At 71.9% G+C, this 24,019-nt stretch carries 18 protein-coding genes and 1 tRNA gene; 10 read left to right on the top strand and 9 right to left on the bottom strand.

Annotated features, from left to right (window positions below; all coding sequences use genetic code 11):
- Window positions 1-9: 9 nt before the first annotated feature.
- The 6 genes from POF73_RS01455 (at window position 10) to POF73_RS01430 (ending at window position 9,787) form a co-directional block, all read left to right on the top strand.
- Window positions 10-1,107 (top strand): glutamate ABC transporter substrate-binding protein, encoded by a 1,098-nt coding sequence (locus tag POF73_RS01455; RefSeq protein ID WP_443049384.1) that lies wholly within the window; start codon window positions 10-12, stop codon window positions 1,105-1,107.
- Window positions 1,108-1,154: 47 nt separating this feature from the next.
- Window positions 1,155-2,480: a hypothetical protein gene (locus POF73_RS01450; protein WP_272112502.1), complete on the top strand. Its 1,326-nt coding sequence runs from the start codon at window positions 1,155-1,157 to the stop codon at window positions 2,478-2,480.
- A gap of 229 nt (window positions 2,481-2,709) precedes the next feature.
- On the top strand, window positions 2,710-5,268 hold the full coding sequence (locus POF73_RS01445; protein WP_272112501.1) for a serine/threonine-protein kinase: 2,559 nt from the start codon (window positions 2,710-2,712) through the stop codon (window positions 5,266-5,268).
- Window positions 5,269-6,669 (top strand): PP2C family serine/threonine-protein phosphatase, encoded by a 1,401-nt coding sequence (locus POF73_RS01440; RefSeq protein WP_272112500.1) that lies wholly within the window; start codon window positions 5,269-5,271, stop codon window positions 6,667-6,669.
- 98 nt (window positions 6,670-6,767) lie between these two features.
- Window positions 6,768-8,114 carry a vWA domain-containing protein gene (locus POF73_RS01435; RefSeq protein WP_272112499.1) on the top strand — a complete coding sequence of 449 codons (1,347 nt, stop codon included), beginning with the start codon at window positions 6,768-6,770 and terminating at the stop codon, window positions 8,112-8,114.
- A gap of 104 nt (window positions 8,115-8,218) precedes the next feature.
- Complete coding sequence (locus POF73_RS01430; RefSeq protein ID WP_272112498.1) at window positions 8,219-9,787, top strand: FHA domain-containing protein; 1,569 nt, start codon at window positions 8,219-8,221, stop codon at window positions 9,785-9,787.
- 172 nt (window positions 9,788-9,959) lie between these two features.
- Here the strand turns inward: POF73_RS01430 and POF73_RS01425 are convergent, their stop codons facing one another.
- Window positions 9,960-10,946 (bottom strand): methyltransferase domain-containing protein, encoded by a 987-nt coding sequence (locus tag POF73_RS01425; RefSeq protein ID WP_272112497.1) that lies wholly within the window; start codon window positions 10,944-10,946, stop codon window positions 9,960-9,962.
- Between the two features lie 142 nt (window positions 10,947-11,088).
- Between POF73_RS01425 and POF73_RS01420 the strand changes: the two genes are divergently transcribed.
- Window positions 11,089-11,502, top strand: coding sequence for a globin (locus POF73_RS01420; protein ID WP_272112496.1), 414 nt, complete (start codon window positions 11,089-11,091; stop codon window positions 11,500-11,502).
- A 268-nt stretch (window positions 11,503-11,770) separates the two neighbouring features.
- Here POF73_RS01420 and POF73_RS01415 read toward each other — a convergent pair whose 3' ends face one another.
- The 3 genes from POF73_RS01415 to ettA are packed head-to-tail and all read right to left on the bottom strand — an operon-like array spanning window position 11,771 to window position 14,562.
- Window positions 11,771-12,439: a hypothetical protein gene (locus POF73_RS01415; RefSeq protein WP_272112495.1), complete on the bottom strand. Its 669-nt coding sequence runs from the start codon at window positions 12,437-12,439 to the stop codon at window positions 11,771-11,773.
- A complete protein-coding gene (locus tag POF73_RS01410; RefSeq protein WP_272112494.1) occupies window positions 12,436-12,891 on the bottom strand; it encodes an acyl-CoA thioesterase in 456 nt (151 codons plus the stop codon). The genes POF73_RS01415 and POF73_RS01410 overlap by 4 nt, the downstream gene beginning before the upstream one ends.
- A 6-nt stretch (window positions 12,892-12,897) precedes the next feature.
- The gene (gene ettA, locus POF73_RS01405; RefSeq protein WP_272112493.1) at window positions 12,898-14,562 is read right to left on the bottom strand and encodes an energy-dependent translational throttle protein EttA; all 1,665 of its coding nucleotides are present in this window, start codon (window positions 14,560-14,562) and stop codon (window positions 12,898-12,900) included.
- 354 nt (window positions 14,563-14,916) lie between these two features.
- Here ettA and POF73_RS01395 point away from each other — a divergent pair, with 354 nt between their 5' ends.
- Both POF73_RS01395 and POF73_RS01390 read left to right on the top strand, forming a co-directional pair.
- Complete coding sequence (locus POF73_RS01395) at window positions 14,917-15,237, top strand: hypothetical protein (protein ID WP_272112491.1); 321 nt, start codon at window positions 14,917-14,919, stop codon at window positions 15,235-15,237.
- A gap of 143 nt (window positions 15,238-15,380) precedes the next feature.
- Window positions 15,381-15,656 carry a hypothetical protein gene (locus tag POF73_RS01390; RefSeq protein WP_272112490.1) on the top strand — a complete coding sequence of 92 codons (276 nt, stop codon included), beginning with the start codon at window positions 15,381-15,383 and terminating at the stop codon, window positions 15,654-15,656.
- A gap of 289 nt (window positions 15,657-15,945) precedes the next feature.
- Here the strand turns inward: POF73_RS01390 and POF73_RS01385 are convergent, their stop codons facing one another.
- The 4 genes from POF73_RS01385 to POF73_RS01370 form a co-directional block, all read right to left on the bottom strand.
- Complete coding sequence (locus tag POF73_RS01385) at window positions 15,946-17,364, bottom strand: Cys-Gln thioester bond-forming surface protein (protein ID WP_272112488.1); 1,419 nt, start codon at window positions 17,362-17,364, stop codon at window positions 15,946-15,948.
- A 315-nt stretch (window positions 17,365-17,679) separates the two neighbouring features.
- Window positions 17,680-18,144: a single-stranded DNA-binding protein gene (locus POF73_RS01380; RefSeq protein WP_272112487.1), complete on the bottom strand. Its 465-nt coding sequence runs from the start codon at window positions 18,142-18,144 to the stop codon at window positions 17,680-17,682.
- A gap of 694 nt (window positions 18,145-18,838) precedes the next feature.
- Complete coding sequence (locus POF73_RS01375; RefSeq protein WP_272112486.1) at window positions 18,839-21,121, bottom strand: GTPase; 2,283 nt, start codon at window positions 21,119-21,121, stop codon at window positions 18,839-18,841.
- Window positions 21,122-21,124: 3 nt separating this feature from the next.
- Complete coding sequence (locus tag POF73_RS01370; RefSeq protein WP_272112485.1) at window positions 21,125-22,732, bottom strand: dynamin family protein; 1,608 nt, start codon at window positions 22,730-22,732, stop codon at window positions 21,125-21,127.
- A 321-nt stretch (window positions 22,733-23,053) separates the two neighbouring features.
- Between POF73_RS01370 and POF73_RS01365 the strand changes: the two genes are divergently transcribed.
- Window positions 23,054-23,126 (top strand) — tRNA-Arg (locus POF73_RS01365).
- A gap of 12 nt (window positions 23,127-23,138) precedes the next feature.
- Here the strand turns inward: POF73_RS01365 and POF73_RS01360 are convergent.
- Entirely contained in the window at window positions 23,139-23,957 is an 819-nt protein-coding gene (locus POF73_RS01360; RefSeq protein WP_272112484.1) for an SDR family NAD(P)-dependent oxidoreductase, read from the bottom strand.
- Window positions 23,958-24,019 lie beyond the last annotated feature (62 nt).

Raw genomic sequence — 24,019 nt, 5'->3', positions numbered from 1 at the left:
GGCACGACGATGAACGCACGCGGCACGACGACGAACGCAGGCGCCCACTCGGTTCGCCTCCGGGGCACGAGCGGCCCGTGGCGGCGTCTGCGGGCCGGACTGCGCGGCTGGGGCGGCGTCGGCGCGATGGCCGTCGTCTGCGCCCTGGCGCTGGGGTTCGCGCTGCTGCTGCCGCTGTCCCAGCAGCACGGCGGACTCGGGGAGGCGGCCACCGGGGGCCAGGGCGTCGCCCACGGCAGCCAGGTGCGGGCCGAGGACTGCGAGAACCCGCAGGACCAGAGCCTGTCGCCGTCCGGCGGCAGCGGCGGCACCCCGACCGTCGACGCCATCAAGAGCCGCAAGGACCGGCGTCTGATCGTGGGCGTCGACACCAACAGCTACCGCTGGGGCTACCTCGACCCGAACAACCCCGCCGGTGAGCTGGAGGGGTTCGACATCGACCTGGTGCACCGGATCGCCGAGGACATCCTCGGTGACCGGGACGCGGTGCAGTTCAAGGCGATCCCGACCAGCCGTCGTATCGAGGCGATCCAGAAGGGCGAGGTCGACATGGTGGTCCGCACCATGACGATCAACTGCGACCGCATCGGGCAAGTCGCCTTCTCCGCCCCGTACTTCGTCACCGGCCAGCAGGTCCTGGCCCCCAAGACCTCCGCCATCACCGGGTTCAACAAGACACTGGCCGACAAGAAGGTGTGCTCGGCCCAGGGCTCCACGGCGTACGACAACCTGGAAGCGGGCAGGAAGAATCGCGACCTTCCCGCCTCCACCGACATCAGGACCACCGTCCCCAACCAGCTCGACTGCCTGGTGAAGTTGCAGCTCGGAGAGGTCGACGCGGTCGTGACGGACGGCGCGCTCGCCGCGAGCCAGGCCGCGCAGGATCCCACGGTGGAGTTGAAGGGCAGCCTGTTCACCGACGAGTACTACGGCGTGGCGATGAAGCTGGGTTCGGACGATCTGGTACGCCAGGTCAACCGGACGCTGGAGAACTACATCAAGGATGGTGGCTGGGAGGCTTCGTACGAGAAGTGGCTCCACCCGACCATGGACCAGGGCGACAAGAAATCGGCATCGGCGACCGCTCCCGAGGCCGACTACAAGTAACCGACCACTGAGACAGACCAGGACCACAACGCAGCGAGAGGTGATCGATGGGCGTCACGGACCCCGCCGGGCCGGTGATGGACCGGGACGAGGTGGACCGTGCGCTGGCGCGGCTCGGCGCGGAGCACGAGGCGATCGAGACGTCGCTCCTCGCCCTGCAGGACCACGCGGGCCGCAGACTGCTGGAGGGTGCCGAGCTCACGGGCGTCACCAAGGAGCGCTGGGCGGCCGCGGAGGCGTCGATCACGCTGCTGTGGGCGTACTTCGACGCGTACACGGACGCGTTGCGCTCCGCCCGTGACATCCGTGCCCGGCGCCGCTGGTCCAGCCGCGACGACCTGGTCGAGCTGACGGAACTGCTGCGCGGCGAATCCGTGACGGTGGCCGGATCGGCGACCGCCACCGCCAACGCCCCGACGCTGCAGGGCAGTTCGAGCAAGCTCAGCGAACAGTTCTCGCTGGCCACCCTGGTGGACCGGATGAACGAGCTGTACGCGACGTCGCTGGACATGGTGGTCGCCGCCGACGCGGTCTGGTCGGCGCTGCCCGCCCGTATCGATTTACTCGCCGCGGAACTCCAGCGCACCCGCCGCCTCGCGCACTCCGTCGGCGTACGGCCGGGCGAGCACCCGGCGGGCGACGACCTGGAACGCATCACGCGCACGCTCACCACCCTGCGCGCCGAGGTGGTGTCCGACCCGCTCGCATACTGGCTTCCCACGCAGGGGAGTTCGGCGCCCGGCGGCGGCAGGCCGGACACCACGGTCTACGACCGTGAGGCGCGCGCCCTGGAGGACGTACGCCGTGAGATCGACGCGGTGTTGACGGTCCGTCAGGATGCCGAGCAGCGCCTGGTCAAGCTGCGTGACGTGCTGTCCCGCGCGGACCGTACGCTCGCCGAGGCGCGTACCGCGCGCGGTGAGGTGCTGGCGAAGATCGCGGCCACGGAGGTGCCGGTCGTCAGCGGCCCGCCGACCGTGCTGCAGGAGCAGCTGGCGACGGCCGCCGAGTACCGCAGACACGCCCAGTGGCACCGCCTGTCCCCGCTCCTTGAGTCCCTGGAGCAGAAGGCGGAGGACGAACTGCTGCGCGCGCGTGAGTCGTTGACCGCGGTCACCGCGCCGCTGGCGGTCCGTGCCGAGTTGCGCGGGCGCCTCGACGCGTACAAGGCGAAGGTCGCCCGGCACGGCTTCGCGGAGGACCCGTTCCTCATCGAGCGCTACGACGCGGCCCGCCGGATGCTGTGGAGCGCCCCCTGCGACCTGCGCGTCGCCGAACAGGCCGTCCTGCGCTACCAGCACGCGGCCGCCGAACTACTCGGCGGCCCACGCGTACCGGGGCCGCGCGGGCCGGAGGATCGCGGGGGAGCATGAGGGTGAAAGCCTGTGGAGAAACCCCCGTCGTCCGCCCGGAGGGCGGGCCCGGCGGTGTCGTGGGGGCACCTCCCGCCCGAGCCGTGCGAAGCGCGGTTCGCACATGGGGGAGGAGCCACGTGGGTGGTCCGGCAACGCGGCCGGGGGTCCCCCCTCTGGGGGAGTGCGTGCCAGGCGCCGGCGGGCAGGCGGGGATTTCTTCAAAGGCTCTGAGGGGGGAGTCGTCGTCATGAGTCAGGCACAGCAGAGCTGTCAGCGGCCGGACTGCGGTGGGACGTACGAGGACATGGGCGGCGGGGAGCTGTACTGCGACACCTGCGGTCTCGCCCCGGTCGTCTCGGCGACCGGCATGGTCGGTTCGCCGCCCACCGGGGTGACCGGCGGCGGCAAGGGCGGGCGCGGTTCGGGCAGCGACAGCTCCCGTTCGACCAGCCGCGGCAGTTCGCGGACGTCGTCGCAGTCGTCGAAGTCCCGGCGCTCGGTGTCGGGACGGCTGTCGCGCTCGCTGTCGGGCCGTTCCACGGGCCGCTCGGTGTCGGTGCGCAGCTCCGGCTCCACGGCCGGCTCCAGCGGCCGCGGCCGGCTGGGCGCCGGCCTGGTCCAGGTGCCGGACGTGCCGCGGCCCGACCCGCGCGCGATGGTGCTGGAGAACCCGGAGGTGCCCGAGCGCAAGCGGTTCTGCTCCCGCTCGGACTGCGGCGCGCCCGTCGGCCGGGCCCGCGGGGAGCGTCCGGGCCGTACGGAGGGCTTCTGCACGAAGTGCGGGCACCCGTACTCGTTCATCCCGAAGCTGAAGTCCGGGGACATCGTGCACGGCCAGTACGAGGTGGCGGGCTGTCTCGCGCACGGCGGGCTCGGCTGGATCTACCTCGCCGTGGACCGCGCGGTCTCCGACCGGTGGGTGGTGCTCAAGGGCCTGCTGGACACCGGCGACCAGGACGCGATGGCGGCGGCGATCTCCGAGCGGCGCTTCCTCGCGGAGATCGAGCACGCCAACATCGTGCGGATCTACAACTTCGTCGAGCATCTCGACAAGCGCACCGGCTCGCTCGACGGCTACATCGTCATGGAGTACGTGGGCGGCAAGTCGCTGAAGGAGATCGCCAACGGCCGCCGCTCCCCCGAGGGCAAGCGCGACCCGCTCCCGGTCGAGCAGGCGTGCGCGTACGGCATCGAGGCGCTGGAGGCCCTCGCGCATCTGCACAGCCGGAACCTCCTCTACTGCGACTTCAAGGTCGACAACGCCATCCAGACCGAGGACCAGCTCAAGCTGATCGACATGGGCGCGGTGCGCAGGATGGACGACGACGAGTCGGCCATCTACGGCACGGTGGGCTACCAGGCGCCGGAGGTCGCGGAGGTCGGCCCGTCGGTGGCGTCCGACCTGTACACGGTCGCGCGCACCCTCGCCGTCCTGACCTTCGACTTCCAGGGCTACACCAACGTCTACGTGGACTCGCTGCCCGACCCCGACCACATCGAGGTCTTCCGCCAGTACGAGTCCTTCTACCGCCTCCTGGTCCGCGCCACCGACCCCGACCCGGCCCGCCGCTTCGCCTCCGCGCAGGAGATGACGGAGCAGCTGACGGGCGTGCTGCGCGAGGTCGTGTCCCTGCAGTCGGGGCGGGCACGGCCGTCGCTGTCGACGCTGTTCGGGCCCGAGGTGCGGGTCACGGACACGGAGTTGTTCCCGAAGCTGAACGGCGAGGTCTCGCGGTTGGGGGCACGGGTGGTGCGAACCGGCAGGAAGGCGGTCTCCGCGCCGTCACCCGCCACCGCCGCCGACCCCTTCGCCGCTCCCGGTGGCGCAGCCGCCGAGGCGCTCCCGGCCGGCTCGCCCGGCATCGTCAGGGCCGTCAGCACCTCCGCCGCGGCCCTGGCGCTCCCGGTCCCCCACGTCGACCCGTCCGACCCCAACGCCGGGTTCCTCGCGGGTCTGATGACCACCGCGGCGGCCGAGCTGCTCGGCGCCCTCGCCGCCGCGCCCGCGCCGTCGACCGAGACACGGCTGCGGCAGGTGCGGGCCTGGCTGGAGAACGGCGACACGAGCACCGCGCACGAGGCGCTGCTGAAGCTGGAGGACGAGCGGCCCGACGACTGGCGGGTCGTCTGGTACCGCGGGGTGGCCGCGCTGGTCACCGGCGACCACGAGGGCGCCGCGCTCGCCTTCGACGCGATCTACGACGCCTTCCCGGGCGAGCCCGCCCCCAAGCTGGCCCTCGGCATGTGCGCGGAGGTGCTGGGCCAGCTGGACAACGCCGCCGAGTACTACCGTCTGGTGTGGTCGACCGACCCGAGCTATGTGAGCGCCGCCTTCGGTCTCGCCCGGGTCCAGCTGGCGACCGGTGACCGCCGTGGCGCCGTGGGGACTCTTGAGTCGGTTCCGGAGAGCTCCATCCACTACACGGCCGCACGCGTGGCGGCCGTCCGCGCCCGGCTGCGTCAACGCACGGCGGTCGCCTCCGACGTACCGTTCCTGGACGATCTGACCGCGGCCGCGGGGCAGGTGGAGGCGCTGGACGCATATGGTCTGGACCCGGCGCGCCGGGAGCAGTTGTCGGCGGAAGTCCTCGGTTGCGCGCTGGACTGGATACTCTCCGGGGGCCAGGGTTCCGCCCTACCCGCCTCCGGAGGACGGACGCTGCTCGGCAGCGGCCTGGACGAGCGGGGACTGCGTTTCGGTCTGGAGCGTTCGTACCGCATGCTGGCCCGGCTCGCGCGGGGCGGCGAGGAGAGGATCGACCTGGTGGAACGTGCAAACCGTTACCGCCCCCGGACGTGGGTGTAGTTGATGTCGCAGATGCCCCAGTTGTCCGCCTGCCCGAGCTGCGAATGGCCGCTCGATTCGAGTGACCGTTTCTGCGGTGCGTGCGGATACGACCTGTCCGCCGTGCCCGTACGGCCGGACGACCACCCGACCATCGCCCTGAACGGCTCGTCGATGCCGCCCCCCGCGCCGGTCGCGGGCTGGTCCGTCACGCCCGCGCCGGACGGCTCCGGCGTCCCGGCGCCCGCGCAGCCGCCGACGGACCTCCAGGGCACACCCCCCGGCGGTCACTCCGTGCCCCCGGGCACGCCCCCGCCCCCGCAGTCCCCACCCCTCACCGCACCGGTGCCCCCGGCCCCCGCCGCTCCCCCCGCCCCGACCGGGTCCCCCGTCTCCCCGGCCTCCGGCGTCCGGTTCGACCGTCCCCCGGAGCCCCCCGAGCCCGAGGAGTACCCGCTGCAGGCGCCCGACCCGCGCATCGCCGAGGTACCGCCCCCACGCGAGGGCACCAAGGTGTGCGTGGCCTGCCGTGCGGGCCGGGTCGACCTCGACGGGTACTGCGAGAACTGCGGGCACGCCCAGCCGCGCGAGCGCGACCACATGGAGCAGGACACCGGCCCGGTCGCCGCGGTCAGCGACCGCGGACTGCGCCACCACCGCAACGAGGACGCGTTCGCCGTCGGCTGCACCGCGCTGCCCGACGGCCGTCCCGCGGTCCTGGCGGTCGTCTGCGACGGCGTGTCCTCGGCGACCCGCCCCGACGACGCCTCGATGGCCGCGTCCCGGGCCGCGAGCGAGTCGCTGCTGACCGCCCTGCCGCGCGGCACGCACCCCCAGCAGGCGCTGCACGACGCGATCGTCGCCGCCTCGAACGCGGTCAACGCGCTCGCCAACGAACCGGCCACGGCCCGCGAGCAGGGTCCGCACCAGAACGCCCCCGCCTGCACGATCGTCGGCTCCGTGGTGACGCCCGAGCTGCTGATCGTCGGCTGGGTCGGCGACAGCCGCGCCTACTGGGTCCCGGTCGACCGCAGCACTCCCCCGGCCCGGCTCACCGAGGACGACTCCTGGGCCGCGCAGATGGTCGCCGCGGGTCTGATGAGCGAGGCCGAGGCGTACGCCGACGAGCGCGCCCACGCCATCACGGGCTGGCTCGGCGCGGACGCCTACGAACTGGAGCCGCACACCGCTTCCTTCAAGCCGGACCGGCCGGGTGTAGTGGTGGTGTGCACGGACGGGCTGTGGAACTACGCGGAGGCCGCCGAGGACATGGCCGACGTCGTACCCCTCGACGCCGCCGCGCGCCCCCTGCACTGCGCCCAGGTACTGGTCGGCCACGCGCTCGACGGCGGGGGCCACGACAACGTAACAGTGGCCGTCCTGCCGTTCCCGGCGCCGCCGATGGGGGCAGGATCGGCCTGAGGCCTGCCGCGGGGGCGGCGCCTCATCGGACCGGAGGGGACCGGTCCGTCGACAGCCATGACCCCGTTACGGGGTTCATTAGGGGGATTTGAGAACGTATGGCCAATTTCTCGAAGTCGAATGTGCCGCAGTTCTCGGTGGACGTGTACCAGAACGAGTACCTGCCGGAGGGCGGTCGCGAGGTCAACGCGATCGTCACGGTGACCTCGACCGGCGGCGGCACCATCGGAAGCGCGGTCGCGGCGCCCCACCTCTACGCGCCGGGGCAGGGCCCGTCCGCCGCAGTGGCGATCATGGTCGACTGCTCGGGGTCGATGGACTACCCGCCGACCAAGATGCGCAACGCCCGCGACGCCACGGCCGCCGCGATCGACACGCTGCGCGACGGCGTCCACTTCGCGGTGATCGGCGGCACACATGTGGCCAAGGAGGTGTACCCGGGCGGCGGGCGCCTCGCCGTGGCGGACGCCGGCACCCGCGACCAGGCCAAACAGGCCCTGCGCAGGCTGAGCGCGGGCGGCGGTACGGCCATCGGCACCTGGCTGCGGCTCGCCGACCGGCTGCTGTCCTCGGAGGACGTCGCCATCCGGCACGGCATCCTGCTCACCGACGGCCGCAACGAGCACGAGTCGCCGGAGGATCTCAGGGCCGCGCTCGACTCCTGTGCCGGACGTTTCACCTGTGACGCGCGTGGAGTGGGCACCGACTGGGAAGTGAAAGAAGTCACAGGCATCGCCTCGGCCCTGCTCGGCAGCGCCGACATCGTCGCCGACCCGGCCGGTCTCGCGGCCGACTTCACACAGATGATGGAGACGGCGATGGGCAAGGAGGTCGCGGACGTCGCCCTGCGGGTGTGGACGCCGGTCGGCACGACCATCAGGTTCGTCAAGCAAGTCGCGCCGACGGTCGAGGAGTTGACCGACCGGCGCACCGAAGCCGGCCCGCGCGCCGGGGACTACCCCACCGGCTCCTGGGGGGACGAGTCCCGTGACTACCACGTTTGCGTCGAAGTACCCGCCGCGGAGATCGGCCGGGAGATGCTCGCCGCACGGGTTTCCCTGGTCATCCCGCAACCCGACGGCTCCGCAACGAACTTGGGCGCCCAGGGCCTGGTGAGGGCCGTATGGACCGACGACATGGTCGCCTCGACGTCGATCAACCCCCAGGTCGCCCACTACACCGGCCAGGCCGAACTTGCACAAGTCATCCAACAAGGGCTTGATCTTCGCAAATCGGGGGATATCGATGGAGCAACGGCGAAACTGGGCCGCGCCGTTCAGCTCGCCAGCGTCTCCGGGAACGCGGATACGGCGAAACTCCTTGCGAAGGTGGTGGACGTGGTCGATGCCGCGGCGGGTACTGTGCGACTGAAGGCGAAGGTCGCGGAGGCCGACGAGATGACTCTCGAAACACGGTCGACAAAGACTGTTCGTGTAAAGAAGTGACTCAGTACTGACTCAGCAGGACCCTGGAAAGCACCGAGCCTGACCCCTTGGGGTTGGAGAAGTCCGGTCGAAGCGGCCGGAAAAGGAGAGGGGGAAGCGCCGACATGCCGACCTGCCCGAACGGACACCAGTCGGGTTCCGACGACTGGTGCGAGGTCTGCGGTCACCGCATGGCCGGTGCCGTACCTCCGCCCCCTCCCCCGCCGCCCCCGCCCGGCGGTGGCTATGGCTTCCCGCCGCCCGGCGGCCCCGGTGGGCCTGGTGGCCCCGGCGGTCCGTTCGGCGGCCCGAACACCGGTCAGCCCGGCGGCCCGCCGCCGATGTCCGGCGTACCGGAGCCGGAGCTCTGCCCGCAGTGCCGTACGCCGCGTGAGGGCGGTGCGCCGTTCTGCGAGGAGTGCCGGTGGAACTTCCTGACCAACACGGCGACGTCGTACACGCCCGCCGCCCCGCCCCCGTCGGCGCCCGGCGGCCCGGGTCTGCCCTCCCACTTCCAGCAGGGCCCCCCGCCGTCGTTCGGCGGCGGTGACTCGTACGAGTACCAGGGCTCGCGCCCGTCCCAGGTGAACCGCCCGGCGGAACCGATCCCGCCGTTCGGCGCGGAGCCGCAGGGGCCGGGTGGACCTGGCGGCCCCGGTGGTCAGGGCGGCCCTGGCTCGGGCTTCGGCGGGCCTGGCGGCCCCGGTGGCCCCGGCCCCGGCGGCCCGGGTGGTCCGGGTTCGGGCTTCGGCGGTCCTGGCCCCGGTCCCGGTGGGCAGGGCGGCCCCGGCGGCTTCGGCCCCGGTCCCGGTGGGCAGGGCGGCCCCGGCGGCTTCGGCCCGGGTCCCGGCGGTCCGGGCAACACCAACCCCGGCGGCCCCGGTGGTCCCGGTGGACCTGGCGCTCCCGGTGGACCTGGCGGCCCGGGTCAGGGGTTCAACGCCCCCTCCGGCTTCGGCGGCGACCCGTCGCGGCCGGCTCCTCCGCCGCCCGGCCCCACCCCGCCCGGTGGTCCCGGCGCGACCAGCGGTGCCCCGCAGGCGTTCCAGCCGGCCGGTCCCGGCCCTGGCCCCGCCGCGCCGCCGGCCCCGCCCGGGTTCGGGCAGGATCCGAACCGTCCGCAGCAGGGCGGCCCGTCCTTCGGCGGCGGCGAGGACGACTGGGTGATCTCCCCGCCCGGGTCGGCCCCGGGCGCTCCCGGCGGGTCCCCGCAGGGCGGCTACGGCTACCCGCAGCCCGGCGCGACCCAGGCCCCGCCCCCGCCCGGCCCCGGCTACCCGCAGCAGCCGACGACGTGGCTGGCGACCATCGGTCCGGACCGTGAGTACTTCATGGCGATGATGCACCGCTCCGGCCCCGAGGCGGCGGGCCTCAACCTGCCCGCGTACTCGCCCGAGCAGCAGCGCACGCTCACCGGCAACCAGGTCACCATCGGCCGCCGCCGCCACTCCACCGGCGACACCCCCGACATCGACCTGTCGGTGCCGCCGGAGGACCCGGGCGTCTCGCACCAGCACGCGGTCCTGGTCCAGCAGCCGGACGGCACCTGGGCGGTCGTCGACCAGAACTCGACGAACGGCACCACGGTGAACGGCTCCGAGGAGCCCATCCAGCCCTTCGTGCCGGTACCGCTGCAGGACGGCGACCGGGTGCACGTGGGCGCGTGGACGACGATCACGATCCGCCGCGGCTAGCAGCGAGCGCGGCTCGACCCTGAGGTCGGGAGATCGAGAGTCGGGAGACCGAGAGATCGGGAGGGGGCTGTCGTACGGCGAGGAATCGCCGTACGACAGCCCCCTCCCGGCATTCGCAAAGCCCCCGGCCGGCGTTCATGAAGCCCCCGGCGTTCGACGGCCCGCCGGCGTTTCAGCCCGGCAGCGCCCAGGCGTACGGCCCCTCGGGGTCGTCCAGCCAGGCCCACGCGTGCTCGCCGCTCACCGTGATCCCGTACCGCTCCCGCTGCGGCTGCCCCTCGCGCTCCCACAGGGCGTACGCCTCCTGTGGATCGAGGCTGCCGCGGGTCAGGGCGAGCAGGAAGCGGAACAGTTCGTGGTCGCGGGCCCGGCGCGGCAGTCCGCCCAGGTTGGTGGACCCCGGTTCGGCGCGGGTCCCGCCGCGCAGCGGCACGAAGTAGGCGGGCGTGTGCAGGAAGCTCCCCTCGGCGTGCCCGGCGTCCCATACGGCGAGGGCGACCAGGCCGGTGGCGAGCGGGGTCAGGATGCGGGCGCCGGGGCGGCACTGGGCGAGCCAGGCGCGCGGGATCGACGTCAGGGTGCAGGTGGCGATGATCCGGTCGAAGGGGGCGCGTTCGGGTACGCCACGTGCGCCGTCGCCGGTGACGACGGCGGGGTGGTGTCCGGCGGCGGCCAGGTGCTGCCGCGCCGACTCGGTGATCTCCGGCTCCAGGTCGACGGTGGTGACGAGGCCGTCGTCGCCGAGCCGGTGGGCGAGCAGTGCGGCGTTGTAGCCGGTTCCCGCACCGATCTCCAGGACCCTGTTGCCGTCCTTCACCTCCAGCGCGACCAGCATCATCGCCATCAGGGACGGCTGGCTGCTGGAGGAGACCAGATCGCCGTCGCGCAGCCGGGTGGCCAGCGGGGTGTCGGCGTACGCCCCGCGCACCCAGCGCTCGCGCTCTCCCGGGTCGGGGTTCTGGCCCCACCGCCGCTCGTAGCCGCCGGCGACGCCGACGTAGTAGTACGGCACGAACAGATGCCGGGGCACGGCGGCGAAGGCCTCCCGCCACACGGGGTCGTCGTCCCAGGCCCCGCTCATGTCGATCTCACGCACCAGCGCGGCCCGCGCCGAGGCGGCGAGGTCCTCCAGATCCCGGTCGAGGGCGTGCGCGCTCATACGTCCACTGTCCTGCGGGAGCCGGTGCGAGGCGAGCGCCCTGCCGGACTGTCCGGAATACGTGGCTCAAGGCGGCCGTCCCTGGGCGAGGGCCGGTCGGCTGGTCCTAAGCCTGGAGTCCTCGGTCGTCGCGTCTGAGACCATGGACCGTGTGAATGAGATTCGGCGCGGCACGCTTCAGGAGCAGACCTTCTACGAGCAGGTCGGCGGGGAGGAGACCTTCCGCCGCCTCGTCCACCGTTTCTACGAGGGTGTCGCCGAGGACCCGCTGCTGCGGCCCATGTACCCCGAGGAGGACCTGGGCCCGGCCGAGGAGCGCCTGACCTTCTTCCTGATCCAGTACTGGGGCGGTCCGACCACGTACAGCGAGAACCGCGGCCACCCCCGCCTGCGCATGCGCCACGCCCCCTTCACCGTCGACCGCGAGGCGCACGACGCCTGGCTGAAGCACATGCGGGTCGCCGTGGACGAGCTCGGCCTCTCCGAGGAGCACGAGCGGACGCTGTGGAACTACCTGACCTACGCGGCGGCGTCGATGGTGAACACGGCGGGCTGAGCCTTCCGGCGAGCGTCGGTGGCTCCGGCACCCGCCCCATCCGTATCGGCCCGCCTGACGCCCCCCTCCCGTCGGAGGGCGAGCTCGCCGAGCAGGCGGCCGTGAGCCGGCTGACGGTGCGCGAGGCGGTCGGCTGTCACGCACCTTTCACGCACCCCTGCCCGAGGCACCGCCATGTCCCTACCCCACCACGCCCTGGCCGCTGGTGTGACAGCGACCGTAGCTGTGGCTGTGGCTGTGGCTGTGGCTGTGGCTGTGGCTGTGGCTGTCAGCGGACGCTGACGTCGAGCGCGCCGAGTCCCGCGCGTCGTACGGCGATCGACCCGTACGGTGTGCGCAGCCGTAGCCACGCGCCGGACGAGAACAACGCGAGCTCCCCCGTGGCACGCAGGAATCCCAGCGACTGGGCCGCGTGCACCGCCCGTACCGGCAGGTGAGTGTCCCCGACGGTCCGGGACCAGATCTCCCGCCCGATCCGGTCGAGTTCGGTCCGGGTACGCAGCTCGGGCGCCAACTCCTGCGTACGGGACCGGAATTCGGCGACCCCCGCACCGATCATCGCCCGCAGGGCGTCGGGCGCGGGCAGCCCCGGCACCGGTCGCCATCCGCCGCGCGGCGGGAGCACCCCGGCCCACGGCGGCCCGGTCACGGCGTCCGGTACGACGGCGGTGGCCGCCGACTCGTCGACGGACTCCAGCAGCTCACCCGCGGAGACGGTCACGTCCAGGGTGACGTCGAGCCCGTTCTCGTAGGGCTTCGCCAGCCGTACGGCACGGATGGCCAGCACCTCGAAGGACGGCGGTCGTCCAAAGACGGCGAGCGCCGTGCCGGCCGCCTGCAGACGCACCGCGGCTCCACGGTCGTAGTGGAGCAGCCGGGAGAGGAAGGCCGCGAGATCCGCCGCCTCCCCCTCGTCGGCGAGGTGGAGCACCGTCATGCGGCGACGGCCTCCTCCTCGTCGGCTTCGTCGGATTTCCCGGCCTTGCCGGCCGCGCCGGTCTCGTCGTCCATGTACTCGCGGAGGAACTCCTTCTCCTCCGCGGTGATGCGGCGCGGCCGCTCGGCCTCGAAGTCGAAGGGGACGACCACCGTCGAGGCCCGGACGTAGACGACGTCGTCGTCCTTCACCTCACAGGTGATGGTGAAGGACGCGGCGCGGATCTCGGTGATCCACAGCTCTATGTCCACGGGCGCGTGCCGGTGGACGAGCTGCCGCTTGTAGTCGATCTCGTGCCGCGCCACCACCGACCCCTGCCGGAAGTCCTTCTCCGGGCGGAACAGGAAGTCGATACGGGCTTCCTCCAGGTAGCGGACGAAGACCGCGTTGTTGACATGCCCGTACGCGTCCATGTCGGACCAGCGCAGGGGGCAGCGGTAGATGTGGCGCAAGACCGATCAGCCCCGGGTCAGCTTCTTGTAGGTGGCGCGGTGCGGACGGGCGGCGTCCGGACCGAGGCGCTCGATCTTGTTCTTCTCGTACGACTCGAAGTTGCCCTCGAACCAGAACCACTTGGAGTCACCCTCGTAGGCGAGGATGTGCGTGGCCACTCGGTCCAGGAACCAACGGTCGTGGGAGACGACCACGGCCGCGCCCGGGAACTCCAGCAGCGCGTTCTCCAGGGAGCCGAGGGTCTCGACGTCGAGGTCGTTGGTCGGCTCGTCGAGGAGCAGCAGGTTGCCGCCCTGCTTGAGGGTGAGCGCCAGGTTGAGGCGGTTGCGCTCACCGCCGGAGAGCACGCCGGCCGGCTTCTGCTGGTCGGGGCCCTTGAAGCCGAACGCGGAGACGTAGGCGCGGGACGGCATCTCGACCTGACCGACGTTGATGTAGTCGAGCTCGTCGGAGACGACCGCCCACAGGGTCTTCTTCGGGTCGATGTTCGCGCGGCTCTGGTCGACGTACGAGATCTTGACGGTCTCGCCGACCTTGATGGCGCCGGAGTCCGGGGTCTCCAGACCCTGGATCATCTTGAAGAGGGTGGTCTTGCCGGCGCCGTTGGGGCCGATGACGCCCACGATGCCGTTGCGCGGCAGGGTGAAGCTGAGGTCGTCGATGAGGACCTTGTCGCCGAAGCCCTTCGTGAGGTTGGTGACCTCGACGACGATGTTGCCGAGCCGGGGGCCCGGCGGGATCTGGATCTCCTCGAAGTCCAGCTTCCGCATCTTGTCGGCCTCGGCGGCCATCTCCTCGTACCGAGCCAGACGCGCCTTGGACTTGGCCTGCCGCCCCTTGGCGTTCGACCGCACCCACTCCAGCTCTTCCTTGAGCCGCTTGGCGCGCTTGGCGTCCTTCTGGCCCTCGACCTTGAGACGGGTCTGCTTGGTCTCCAGGTACTTGGAGTAGTTGCCCTCGTAGCCGTGCAGGCGGCCGCGGTCGACCTCGCAGATCCAGCCGGCGACGTTGTCGAGGAAGTACCGGTCGTGGGTCACGGCCACGATGGTGCCCTCGTACTTGGCGAGGTGCTGCTCCAGCCAGTTCACCGACTCGGCGTCGAGGTGGTTGGTGGGCTCGTCGAGGAGCAGCAGGTCGGGGGCCTCCAGCAGCAGCTTGCACAGCGCCACACGCCGCTTCTCACCACCGGAGAGGTTGGTGACGGCCCAGTCGCCGGGCGGGCAGCCGAGGGCGTCCATGGCCTGCTCCAGCTGAGCGTCGAGGTCCCACGCGTTGGCGTGGTCGAGCTCCTCCTGGAGCTTGCCCATCTCGTCGAGCAGCGCGTCGGAGTAGTCGGTCGCCATCAGCTCGGCGATCTCGTTGAACCGGTCGAGCTTGCCCTTGACCTCGGCGACACCCTCCTGGACGTTCTCCAGGACGGTCTTGTCCTCGCTCAGCGGCGGCTCCTGCAGCAGGATGCCGACGGTGTACCCCGGCGACAGGAAGGCATCGCCGTTCGACGGCTGCTCCAGCCCCGCCATGATCTTCAGGATGGTCGACTTACCGGCTCCGTTCGGGCCGACCACACCGATCTTCGCGCCGGGCAGGAAGTTCAGCGAGACGTCGTCAAGGATGACCTTGTCGCCGATTGCCTTGCGCGTCTTGCGCATGGTGTAGATGTACTCAGCCAAGAGAAACCGTCCGGCAGCTTGAAATCAGGCAGTGGGCAGATACACCCCATCTTGCCCGACCGCCACCCCTGGGGGGAAACGCGTATGGGCGGGGGGCTCTGACCTGGGGTTTCGCTGACGAGGGCCCGAGTGGTCTGCACTGGAAGACCCTCCATCTCGTCGACTGGACCGACCGTCGGCCGTTCATCCGGAGCGATGACGAGATCATCCCCATGGATCGCCTGTGGGTCTCGTCCCAGCACCCCGGACCGTCGCTGCTCGTGGGAGTCAGTGAGGGACTCCCCGGCTGCCCGGTCGGACCAGTCCCGTCCTCTTGACGCCGGTCAGGATGGGGGTGACCTCGACGGTGGAGATGTGCGCGAGGGCTCCGATGGTGTCGCTCATGGCAAGGACGCCGACATCATCCTGCTACGCGCCGTCGACCTGACCGTCTTCCCGGTCACCGACCCGGCCGCCACCATCGTCAGCGCCGGCCACCCCGGCCCGGTGGACACCGTTCTCGTCGCAGGCCGCGTGGTCAAACGTGATGGCGTGCCGGTGGACGTGGACCTGGCGGCGCCGAGGACGCGACTGGTCGCATCACGTGACCGGATCGGGTCCACCGCGGGCGTCCACTCGACGGCACGTGGCGTCAGCAGCCGGTATCGGCGTAAGGCACGGATCCGCGGCCGCTGACCCAGCCGGGTGCAACTCGTGACGCTGGCGGCGACTCACGGCGCGCCTGTGGGACATTTCATCACTTTTCATATTACCTCTCGTGTGACTGTACGGAGTCGATTCGCCACGGATCGAACACACCTCACCTCACCGGAGATGGCATGCACAAGCTTCGTAAGGCTTCCGTCCTGGTCGCCGCCCTTGGCAGCGTCGGCCTCCTGACCACCGGCACGGCCACCGCTCAGGGCATGGACGGTCACGGCAACTCGGTCCTGCAGAGCTCCAACTGCAAGTCGCACGACCTGAACCTCGATGTCCTCGGCCAGGTGGGCCTGCTCAACGGCGTGCTCGGCAACGCGCTCAACGGCGAGGGCAACTCGGGTGGCCAGGACACCCACATCGGCTCGTCCATGGGCTGCAACAACGGGGCCTTCTAGCCCGCATCCCAGCGGCAGCCGCTCGACACACCGGGGGGCTGCCGGGTGCGGACCGGTGCTCCACGGCAGGACCCACCGGTGGAGTACGGGCCGTGGCAGCGGCCTTAGGGTCCCGCCGATGCGACGCACCGGTGTCTGACGTCAGGGGCCTGACCCACGAGAGCGGGTCAGGCCCCTGACCGGCGTCTGCGACCCGTCGGACGCTCAGTTCTCAGTTCTCGGGTCTGAGTTCTCGGGCCTCAATTCTCGGACCTCAGTTCTCGGCCCTCGGTCCTCAGGCCTGAATTTCTCAGTCCTGTGTCGGCGCTTCCTTCTTGCGTACGAGGACCAGGGCCGCGCCGCCGATCAGGACCAGGCCGATGGCGAGGCCGGTGATCAGGGGCGTCATGTCGGAGCCACCGGTCGCGGCGAGGTTGGTGTCGTCCGACGCCGTTCCGACCGTGGCGGGGCTGGGCTCGCTGAGGGTCTGGGTGGCGGGGCCCGCCGCGTCGGCCTCGGACGCCTGCGTCATGCAGTCCAGCACTCCGGTGAACCGCTTCTCGAAGCCGGCCGCGCCCCGGATGGTGAAGTCGTAGGCCTGGTCCTCCTGCAGCGGGACCGTCACCGTCCGCGACTCGCCCGCCGGGATGGTGTACTCGATGCCGAGCAGATCGAAGGTGAACGGCGCGTCGCCCTCGTTGGCCGCGGTGATGTCGACGCCGCCCTTGTCGCAGTTCTCCACCGCGGACAGAGCCGGTATCGCACCGGTCTTGGCCCAGGTCGCGCCGGCCGTCGCCGAGACGGTCGACTCGCTGGAGCCGGCCAGGATCTGCGTCTGACTACGGCTCTCGGCGGCGAAGGCGCGCCCCACCGGCACGGTCGTCGAGGCCTGCACCGTCAGCTCGGCCTGGCCGTCGGCGGCCTTCTCGGGCACCTCGAAGTACACCTGGCCGCCGTCCGCCGCGGACGTGACGCGCTTGCCGTCCTTGTCCACGATCCGCACCCCGCTGGTGGCCGCGTCCGCCGGCGGTGTCACCGTCACGCTCTCCGAGTCCGTGCGGACCGTCACCGGGCCGAGCCGCTCACCGGGGTGGCCGGAGACCGCGGGCGGGTCGAGCGTCAGCGACGCCCTGGGTTCCGCCACGCCCCGCGCACTCTTCTCCAGGTAGTCCGCGAGCTGCTCGGCCTGCGGGTCGAGGGCGTCGACGGCCACGCCGTCCGAGTAACGCCAGATGGCCACCTGGGTACCGGCCGCGGCGTCCTGCTCGGTGAGGCCGCCCTTGACGCCCGCCTTGCCTGCGAGTGCCGCGAGGTCGTTCACCTGCGGGTAGGAGTTCTGCAGGATCCAGCGGATCTTGCCGGCCTCCTTGTTGGCGCCCAGCGACGTGCCGCTCCAGGACGTCTCGTGGTACTTGGCGTCGCGCTGGGTGGGGTTGTGGATGTCGACGCAGTACGTCTGCAGAGTGCCGCCACCGTCGACGGACATCTCGAACAGGCCAGCCGAGATCTGCTGGTCGCCGGAGTCGGCGTGGACGACGGCCGCGCCGTATGTCTTCAGGCCGCCTATGGTGGCGGTCGCCCCGCCCTGACTCTGTGCCGCGCCGTCGGCTGCGGCCGGGCCGGCACCGGCCATCACCGAGGCGGCGACGAGCCCGGACACCAGGGTCGAGGCGGCAAGGCGGGCCACCCCTCGCCCTCGCACCGACAGCGCAGCGAACGCAGCAAACACAGAATTCCCCTTCGAGCAGGACCCGTTGACGTGGGGGGAAGGTCCCACCAGCAGAATCACAAACCCCATGAGCTATGCCCGGCATCCTAAGGACGCGGCGCACCACGCTTCCCTGCGATCCCGCCAGAGGGCCGATCCTTCTCGGAATCGTTATCGCCAAGATCCCCTGCGAGCAGGGCTTATCGACAAATCCACCGGGGTCGTTGGGAACGCATTCGTCGATAAGCCGCACTTCGGTCAGCTCAGGAGCCGACTCCAGAGTCAGCCCGGACTCAGCCGGACTCAGCCGGACTCAGCTCCGGAGAGTGACTGACATCACGTCACTGCCATTGCTTCCGGGGCCTGTTGGGATCCTTCGCCCGACGGCGGCGTCTCCCAGTCCGGCTCGGGCCGGTCCGGTGCCGCGGTGGCTCCCGCCTCCGCCCGTGGGGTGCGCCGGAACGCTGTGGTGCCGCGGGCGAGGTCGTGGCCGATCGCCACCGCGTCGATGTCGGCCGAGGTCCAGCTCTGTCCCTCGCGGACGTCCGAGCGCACCTTCAGCCTGCCGTGCACCACGACGGGATCGCCCACGTTCAGCGATCCGGCGGCGTTCGTCGCGAGCTGCCGATTGGCCCACACCGTGAAGAAGTTGGTGTGCCCGTCGGTCCACTCGTTCTTCCCCCGGTCCAGATAGCGCGAGGTCACCGCCAGCCGGAAGCGCGCGGACGGTCCCGTCGCGAGTTCCCGGTACACCGGCTGTGTCGCCACGTTGCCCACCGCGCAGATGGTCGTCTCGTTCATCTCGAACCCCTCCCTCTCCCGGCCGCTCCGGCCGGGCGGATACGCGTACGGGCCCGTCCCGTACGGCTGCGTCCGACATGACGGCCGCGCGCCCCGGCACGCCCGCGGACGTCCCCCGTTCGCCCTCGGTACGCCCCGATCCGTGCCGGTGCACCGCCGTCACCGCGATCGACCGCGCCCGTCGCGATCGCCGCGAAGCCAGACTGCCTCCGCCGAGCCGAACCCGCTGAGCCCTGTGGACCACCACTCACCTGTGGATATCTCCGCCACCCGAACGAGTGATCCCACAGCCACCGCCCCGGAAACCCACCAGCCCAAGCACCCGCGGCCCAAGCACCGCGGCCCGGGGAGCCTCGCCGCCCGGGCCCCTCCGCCCCAGGGGCCAGCCGCCCCAGAACCCGGCCAATCCGGGCCCCCCGCCAGGCCAAGCCTCCCGCCGCCCCCGCCCCCGGCCCCGACCCCGGCCCCGGCCCCGACCGGACCAGAACCCGACCGCCCCGGGCCCCGGCCGTCCCAGAACCCGACCCTCCCGGCACTCCCACGGCCCCAGCACTCCCGCGGAGCCAACCTCCCCGCGGCCCCAGAGCCCGGCGACCTCAAAACCCGGCGCCCCCAGGACGCCCCCCACCACCCCAGGGCACCCCGTCGCCCTGGAACGCCCCGTCAAAAACCGCCTCCCCGCCCCCAGATCACCTCACCTCACCTTGCCCCCAACTCCCATCACCCGCCCGTACTGCTCGCGAACCTCCCGATAGCGCAGCAGCTCGGATGCCACCGGATCCAGTACCCGGGCCCGCCCGCACCCGGCCGCCGCCTCCCGCAATCGTCGTTCCGCGTCCATGCCGTAGCGCCGGGCCGGTCCTCTTGCCGCGATCCGGCAGCCCCATTCGACGAGTGGACCGCCGACGATGCCGGCCACCATGAGCAGCACCGGCACGCCCAGGTTCGGCGCCATGACCCCGATGATCTGGGCCACCAGCCACAGCCCGCCGATGACCTGAAGGACCGTCATGGCGGCCTGCACCAGGACGGCCGCCGGCCACCAGCCCGGCCGCGGTGGCCGCCCCGGCGGCAGGCCGGCCCGCGCGGCCAGCTCGTCCAGCGCCTCGGAGAGCCCCTGGGCGCCCCGTACGGCCGCCTCGCGCACCGCCTGCGCCCAGGGCGCGGGCAGCCCGGCCGAGGCCTGCTCGGCCACCGTTCGCACCGCCTGTTCGACGCGCTGGCGGGCGGTGGACTCCATGTCCGTCTGGGCGCGCAGGGACAGCCGTCCCGTCGGGGGTTCGCCCCGGTCCTGGTACCAGCGCCACAGCCGCAGCCACGGCGTCCCGCACGCGCGGTTGGCGTTGCGCAGCCACGCCCGCTCGGCGGCCTCGCCCGCGGCGGTGGCGCCGATGGCGTCCGCGAGCCGGGCGGAGAAGTCGTCCCGGTCCTCCTCGCTGAGCCCGGTCCGCCGGCGCGCGGCGTACACGGGCCGCAGCCGCCACCCGGCGGCCTCCACATCGGCCGAGATCCTGCGGGCCGCGGCCCCGCGCTGCGCCACGAACTGGCCGAGCGCCTCGCGCAGATCACCGACGCCGTCCCCGGTGAGTGCGGACAGCGCGAGCACCGTGGCGCCCGGTTCGCCGTGCTCGCCCAGGGCGATGCCGTCCTCGTCGAGCAGTCGCCGCAGATCGTCGAGGACCTGGTCGGTGGCCTCACCGGGCAGCCGGTCGGTCTGGTTGAGGACGACGAACATGATCTCGGCATGGCCCGCCATGGGCCGCAGATAGCGCTCGTGCAGGACCGCGTCGGCGTACTTCTCCGGGTCGACGACCCAGATGACCGCGTCGACCAGCGCCAGCACCCGGTCGACCTGCTCACGGTGGGCCACGGCCGCCGAGTCGTGGTCGGGGAGGTCGACCAGGACGAGCCCGCGCAGCTGCCCGTCCGAGGCCGCGCTCTGCGCCGGACGCCGCCGCAGCCGGGGCGGGATGCCGAGCCGGTCGATCAGGCCGACCGCGCCGTCGCTCCAACTGCACACCAGGGGCGAGGCCGTCGTCGGCCGTCGTACGCCCGTCTCCGAGATGGTCACCCCGGCGAGCGCGTTGAACAGCTGAGACTTGCCGCTGCCGGTGGCCCCGGCGATGGCGACGACCGTGTGCTGCCCGGAGAGCCTGCGCCGCGACGCCGCCTCGTCGAGCACCTTGCCCGCCTCGGCGAGAGTCTTGCTGTCGAGCCGGGGGCGTGAGAGCCCGACCAGTTCACGCAGCGCGTCGAGCCGGGACCGCAGCGGCCCGTCGTAGGCGAGCGGCGTCACATGGTGCTGCTGCGTGGAGGCCCGCTTCTCCACGACGGGCTGCTCCGCAGCGGCGCCCTCGTTCACGCGCCGTGCGATCAGCCCGTCGTCCCAGGGGGTCGAGGACTCCGCGTCGGAGGCGGTGTCCGCGCGGGAGGCCGGCTCCGTACGCGGACGAGTCTCCTTGCGCGCCTCCTTGCGCACAGACGTCTCCTTACGGGCAGACGACTCCTTACGAGCAGACGTCTCCTTACGGGCCGAGGACGCCGTACGGCGGGACGCGCCCCCGTCCTTGGCGCCGCCGGCACCGCGGTCGCCCCCGCGCGCGCGGCCGTCACCGCTCTGCACGCGCGCGTGGCGGTCACCGTCGTCCACGCGTGCGTGGCCGTCGGTCGGCGGCTCGTCCCGCCTGCCCCGCTTCCGCCAGAGCTTGCGCTTCTCCGGCTCCTCGGCCGCAGCGGAGCCGTCGGCCGTGGCGGAGTCACCGCCCTCGCGGGGCCTCCCCTCCGCGCGAACGCCGTCCTCCGGGTGGCCGTTCTCGGAAGCGCCGGAAGCGCCCTCCGAAGGGGCGTCCGCGGCGTCGTTCTCACGCTCGTCGTTCTGGGGAGCGGTGTCCTCGTTCGTGGTGACGCTGTCCTCCGGGCGATCGGGGTGTTGCGTCCGGCCCTGTTCCGCTTGGTCCTGGTCAGTGACGGCAGTCACCGGTCACCTCTCCTTCTGCAGTACGGACAGCGCGGCGATGAGTTCTGCCTGGGGGTCCGGGTGGACCTCCAGGCCGTCCAGCGGGGCGAGCCGACGCTCGCGTTCGTTGTGCATGACCCGGTCCAGGTGCTCGGCGAGCAGCCGCCCGGCCCGGTCGCGCAGCCGCAGCGCCCCGTGCGCGCCGATCCGCTCGGCGAGCCCCTCCCCCGCGGAGCGTGCCCGGCGGGCGCCGAGCAGCGCGGTGGCGACGAGGGCGGCGACGACCTCGGGGTCCTGGACGACGCCGCGTTCGACGTCGTTCACCTCGTCCTCGGCGTACTCCTCCAGCTCCCGCCGCCATCGCCGTACGGCCATGCCGATGCGGTGTTCGACGGTCTCCGGCTTCGGGTCCCGGCCCGTCAGCTCGGGTGCCTCGGCGGCCGGTTCGCGCCGCCAGGCGTCGTCGACGCGTTCGTCGGCCGCGGTGACGGCGCACAGCAGGAGGGTGCTCAGGCTCTCCACCAGCGAGTCGAGGAGCTCGCCGGCGGTGCAGTCGAGCGGGAAGGCGCGCCAGCGCTTCAGGGCGTCGCCGGCGAGCACGGCGCCGGACTGCAGACGGCTGCGTACGCGCGCGTACTCGCTGTCGTACGCCGCGTCGACGGCGGCGGTGAGTCGCAGTGCGGCGGCGTACTGCGAGGAGGCCGCGGCGGCGAGTTCGGGCATGCGGGCCTTGAGGGAGTCGAGAAGCCCGTTGGCCGTACGGGCCATGGTGTGCTCGCGTGCCGTCGGGTCCTGGGCCTGGTGGACGAGCCAGTTGCGCAGCTGTGCGACGGCCGTGGCCGGGAGCAGCCCGCCGCCCCAGGCCGACTCGGGCAGTTCGGGCACTGTGAAGCGGGGTACCTCGCCGAGGCCGGCCTTGGTGAGGAGTGCGCCGTACTGCCGCGACACCTCGGAGACGACCTGGTGGGGAACCCTGTCCAGGACGGTCACGAGGGTGGCGTCATACTCCTTGGCGGTGCGCAGCAGGTGCCAGGGGACGGCGTCGGCGTACCGGGCTGCCGTCGTGACCATCACCCAGATGTCGGCCGCGCAGATCAGTTCGGCGGCGAGGGCACGGTTGTCGGCGAGCAGGGAGTCGATGTCGGGCGCGTCGAGGAGGGCGATCCCGGGGGGCAGTGTGTCGGCGGTCTCCAGTCGGAGCACGCGCACGGGATCCTCGCCGGGCAGCATCAGTTCGTCGGCGGGATCGTGTTCGGGGACCCACACGCGTGTGAGGCCGGGCAGTACGCGCATCCCGCTGAACCAGTGATGGTCCTCCGGATGGCAGACCAGCACAGGAGTCCGCGTCGTCGGCCGCAGTACGCCCGCCTCGGTCACACGTCTGCCCACGAGGGAGTTGACGAGCGTCGACTTCCCGGCCCCGGTGGATCCTCCCACCACGGCCAGCAAGGGCGCTTCGGGCTCTCTCAGGCGGGGCACCAAATAGTCGTCGAGCTGCGCGAGGAGTTCGTCGCGGTTGGCACGCGCGCGTGGCGCCCCCGCCAGGGGCAGCGGGAAGCGTGCGGCGGCGACACAGTCGCGCAGGGCGGAGATCGCGTCGAGCAGCTGAGGCCGTACGTCCAAGGTCACCACATGCGAAGAATGCCCAATTTTAGGGGAATTCTGAAGCATATGAGCATGTCTGCGCGCCGACGGGACACAAGGGACGGAAGGGGCGACTGGGACAGAGACACAGTCCAGGCATAACGAGTGCACAACACCCGGGGCGCAAGAGGCCAAAAGCGGTGCACGATTCGTACCTGCCTGCGATTATCAGGACCGCTTCACCGAACCTCCACATCGAGCCACGGAGGCGAAGCAGCAGGGACACGGATGCGGGAGCCCTATCCTTGTCCCCGGCAACGTCACGGATCAGCCCACACCCGGGCACCACGAACGAGGCCACCACAACCGGCCCCCGTAGCTCAGTGGATAGAGCAGGCGCCTTCTAAGCGCTTGGCCGCAGGTTCGAGTCCTGCCGGGGGCGCCCAACCTACGGTCAGTCGTCGTCGCGGCGTGGCGCGACATGGAAGTCGAAGGCCAGTGCCCCGGGGTCAAGGGCCGTCGCGCCGCCGTCGACGGTGAGTACGGCGCCGTTGACGAACGACGCCGCCGGGGACAGCAGCCAGCCGATCGCCTCCGCGATCTCACGCGGCTCACCCGGCCGCCCCAGGGGCAGGACCCTGGTCACCTCCTCGTAGGCGGTTCCCACGCCGTCCCCCGGCAGGTCCGCCTCCGCCGCGAAGCGGGCCATGCGCCGGTCGGCCATCTCGCTCTTCACCCAGCTCGGACACACGATGTTGGCCCGCACCCCCTGCCGCCCGTAGTCGACGGCGACGGAACGGCAGAGCTGAAGCAGGGCGGCCTTGGACGTGGCGTACGGGGCGTTGGCCGTGCCGTTGCGCAACGCGGCGACCGAGGCGACGGCGACCACCGCCCCGCGCGCCTGCACCAGGTGCGGGATCGCCGCGCGCAGGAGCAGCAGCGGGCCGGTGACGTTGGTGCGCATCACCTCGTCCCAGTCCTCCAACGACAGGTCGCCCACGGCTCCCCCGCGCCCGATGCCCGCGTTGAGCACAAGTCCGTCGAGTCGTCCATGCGCGTCCAGGGCGGCCCGGACGAGACCGTCGGCGGCCTCGGGATCCCCCACGTCGGACGGGTACGCGAGCGCCCCGGTCTCCTCTTCGAGGCGTCGCAACGGCTCGCTCCGCCGACCGGAGGCGACCACCTGGTGGCCGCCCTCGCGGAGCAGACGCACGGTGGCCGCCCCAATGCCCGTACCGCCGCCGGTCACGATGAAAACTCGCTTGTCCGTCACTGCTGTTCTGGCTCCTTCGGGATCACATGGCGCACCCGAGCCTAGAACTCACCGATCCGTCG

The organism is Streptomyces sp. HD (assembly GCF_028369295.1).
Taxonomy (GTDB): Bacteria; Actinomycetota; Actinomycetes; order Streptomycetales; family Streptomycetaceae; genus Streptomyces.
This window is presented reverse-complemented; position numbering and strand designations above follow the sequence as displayed.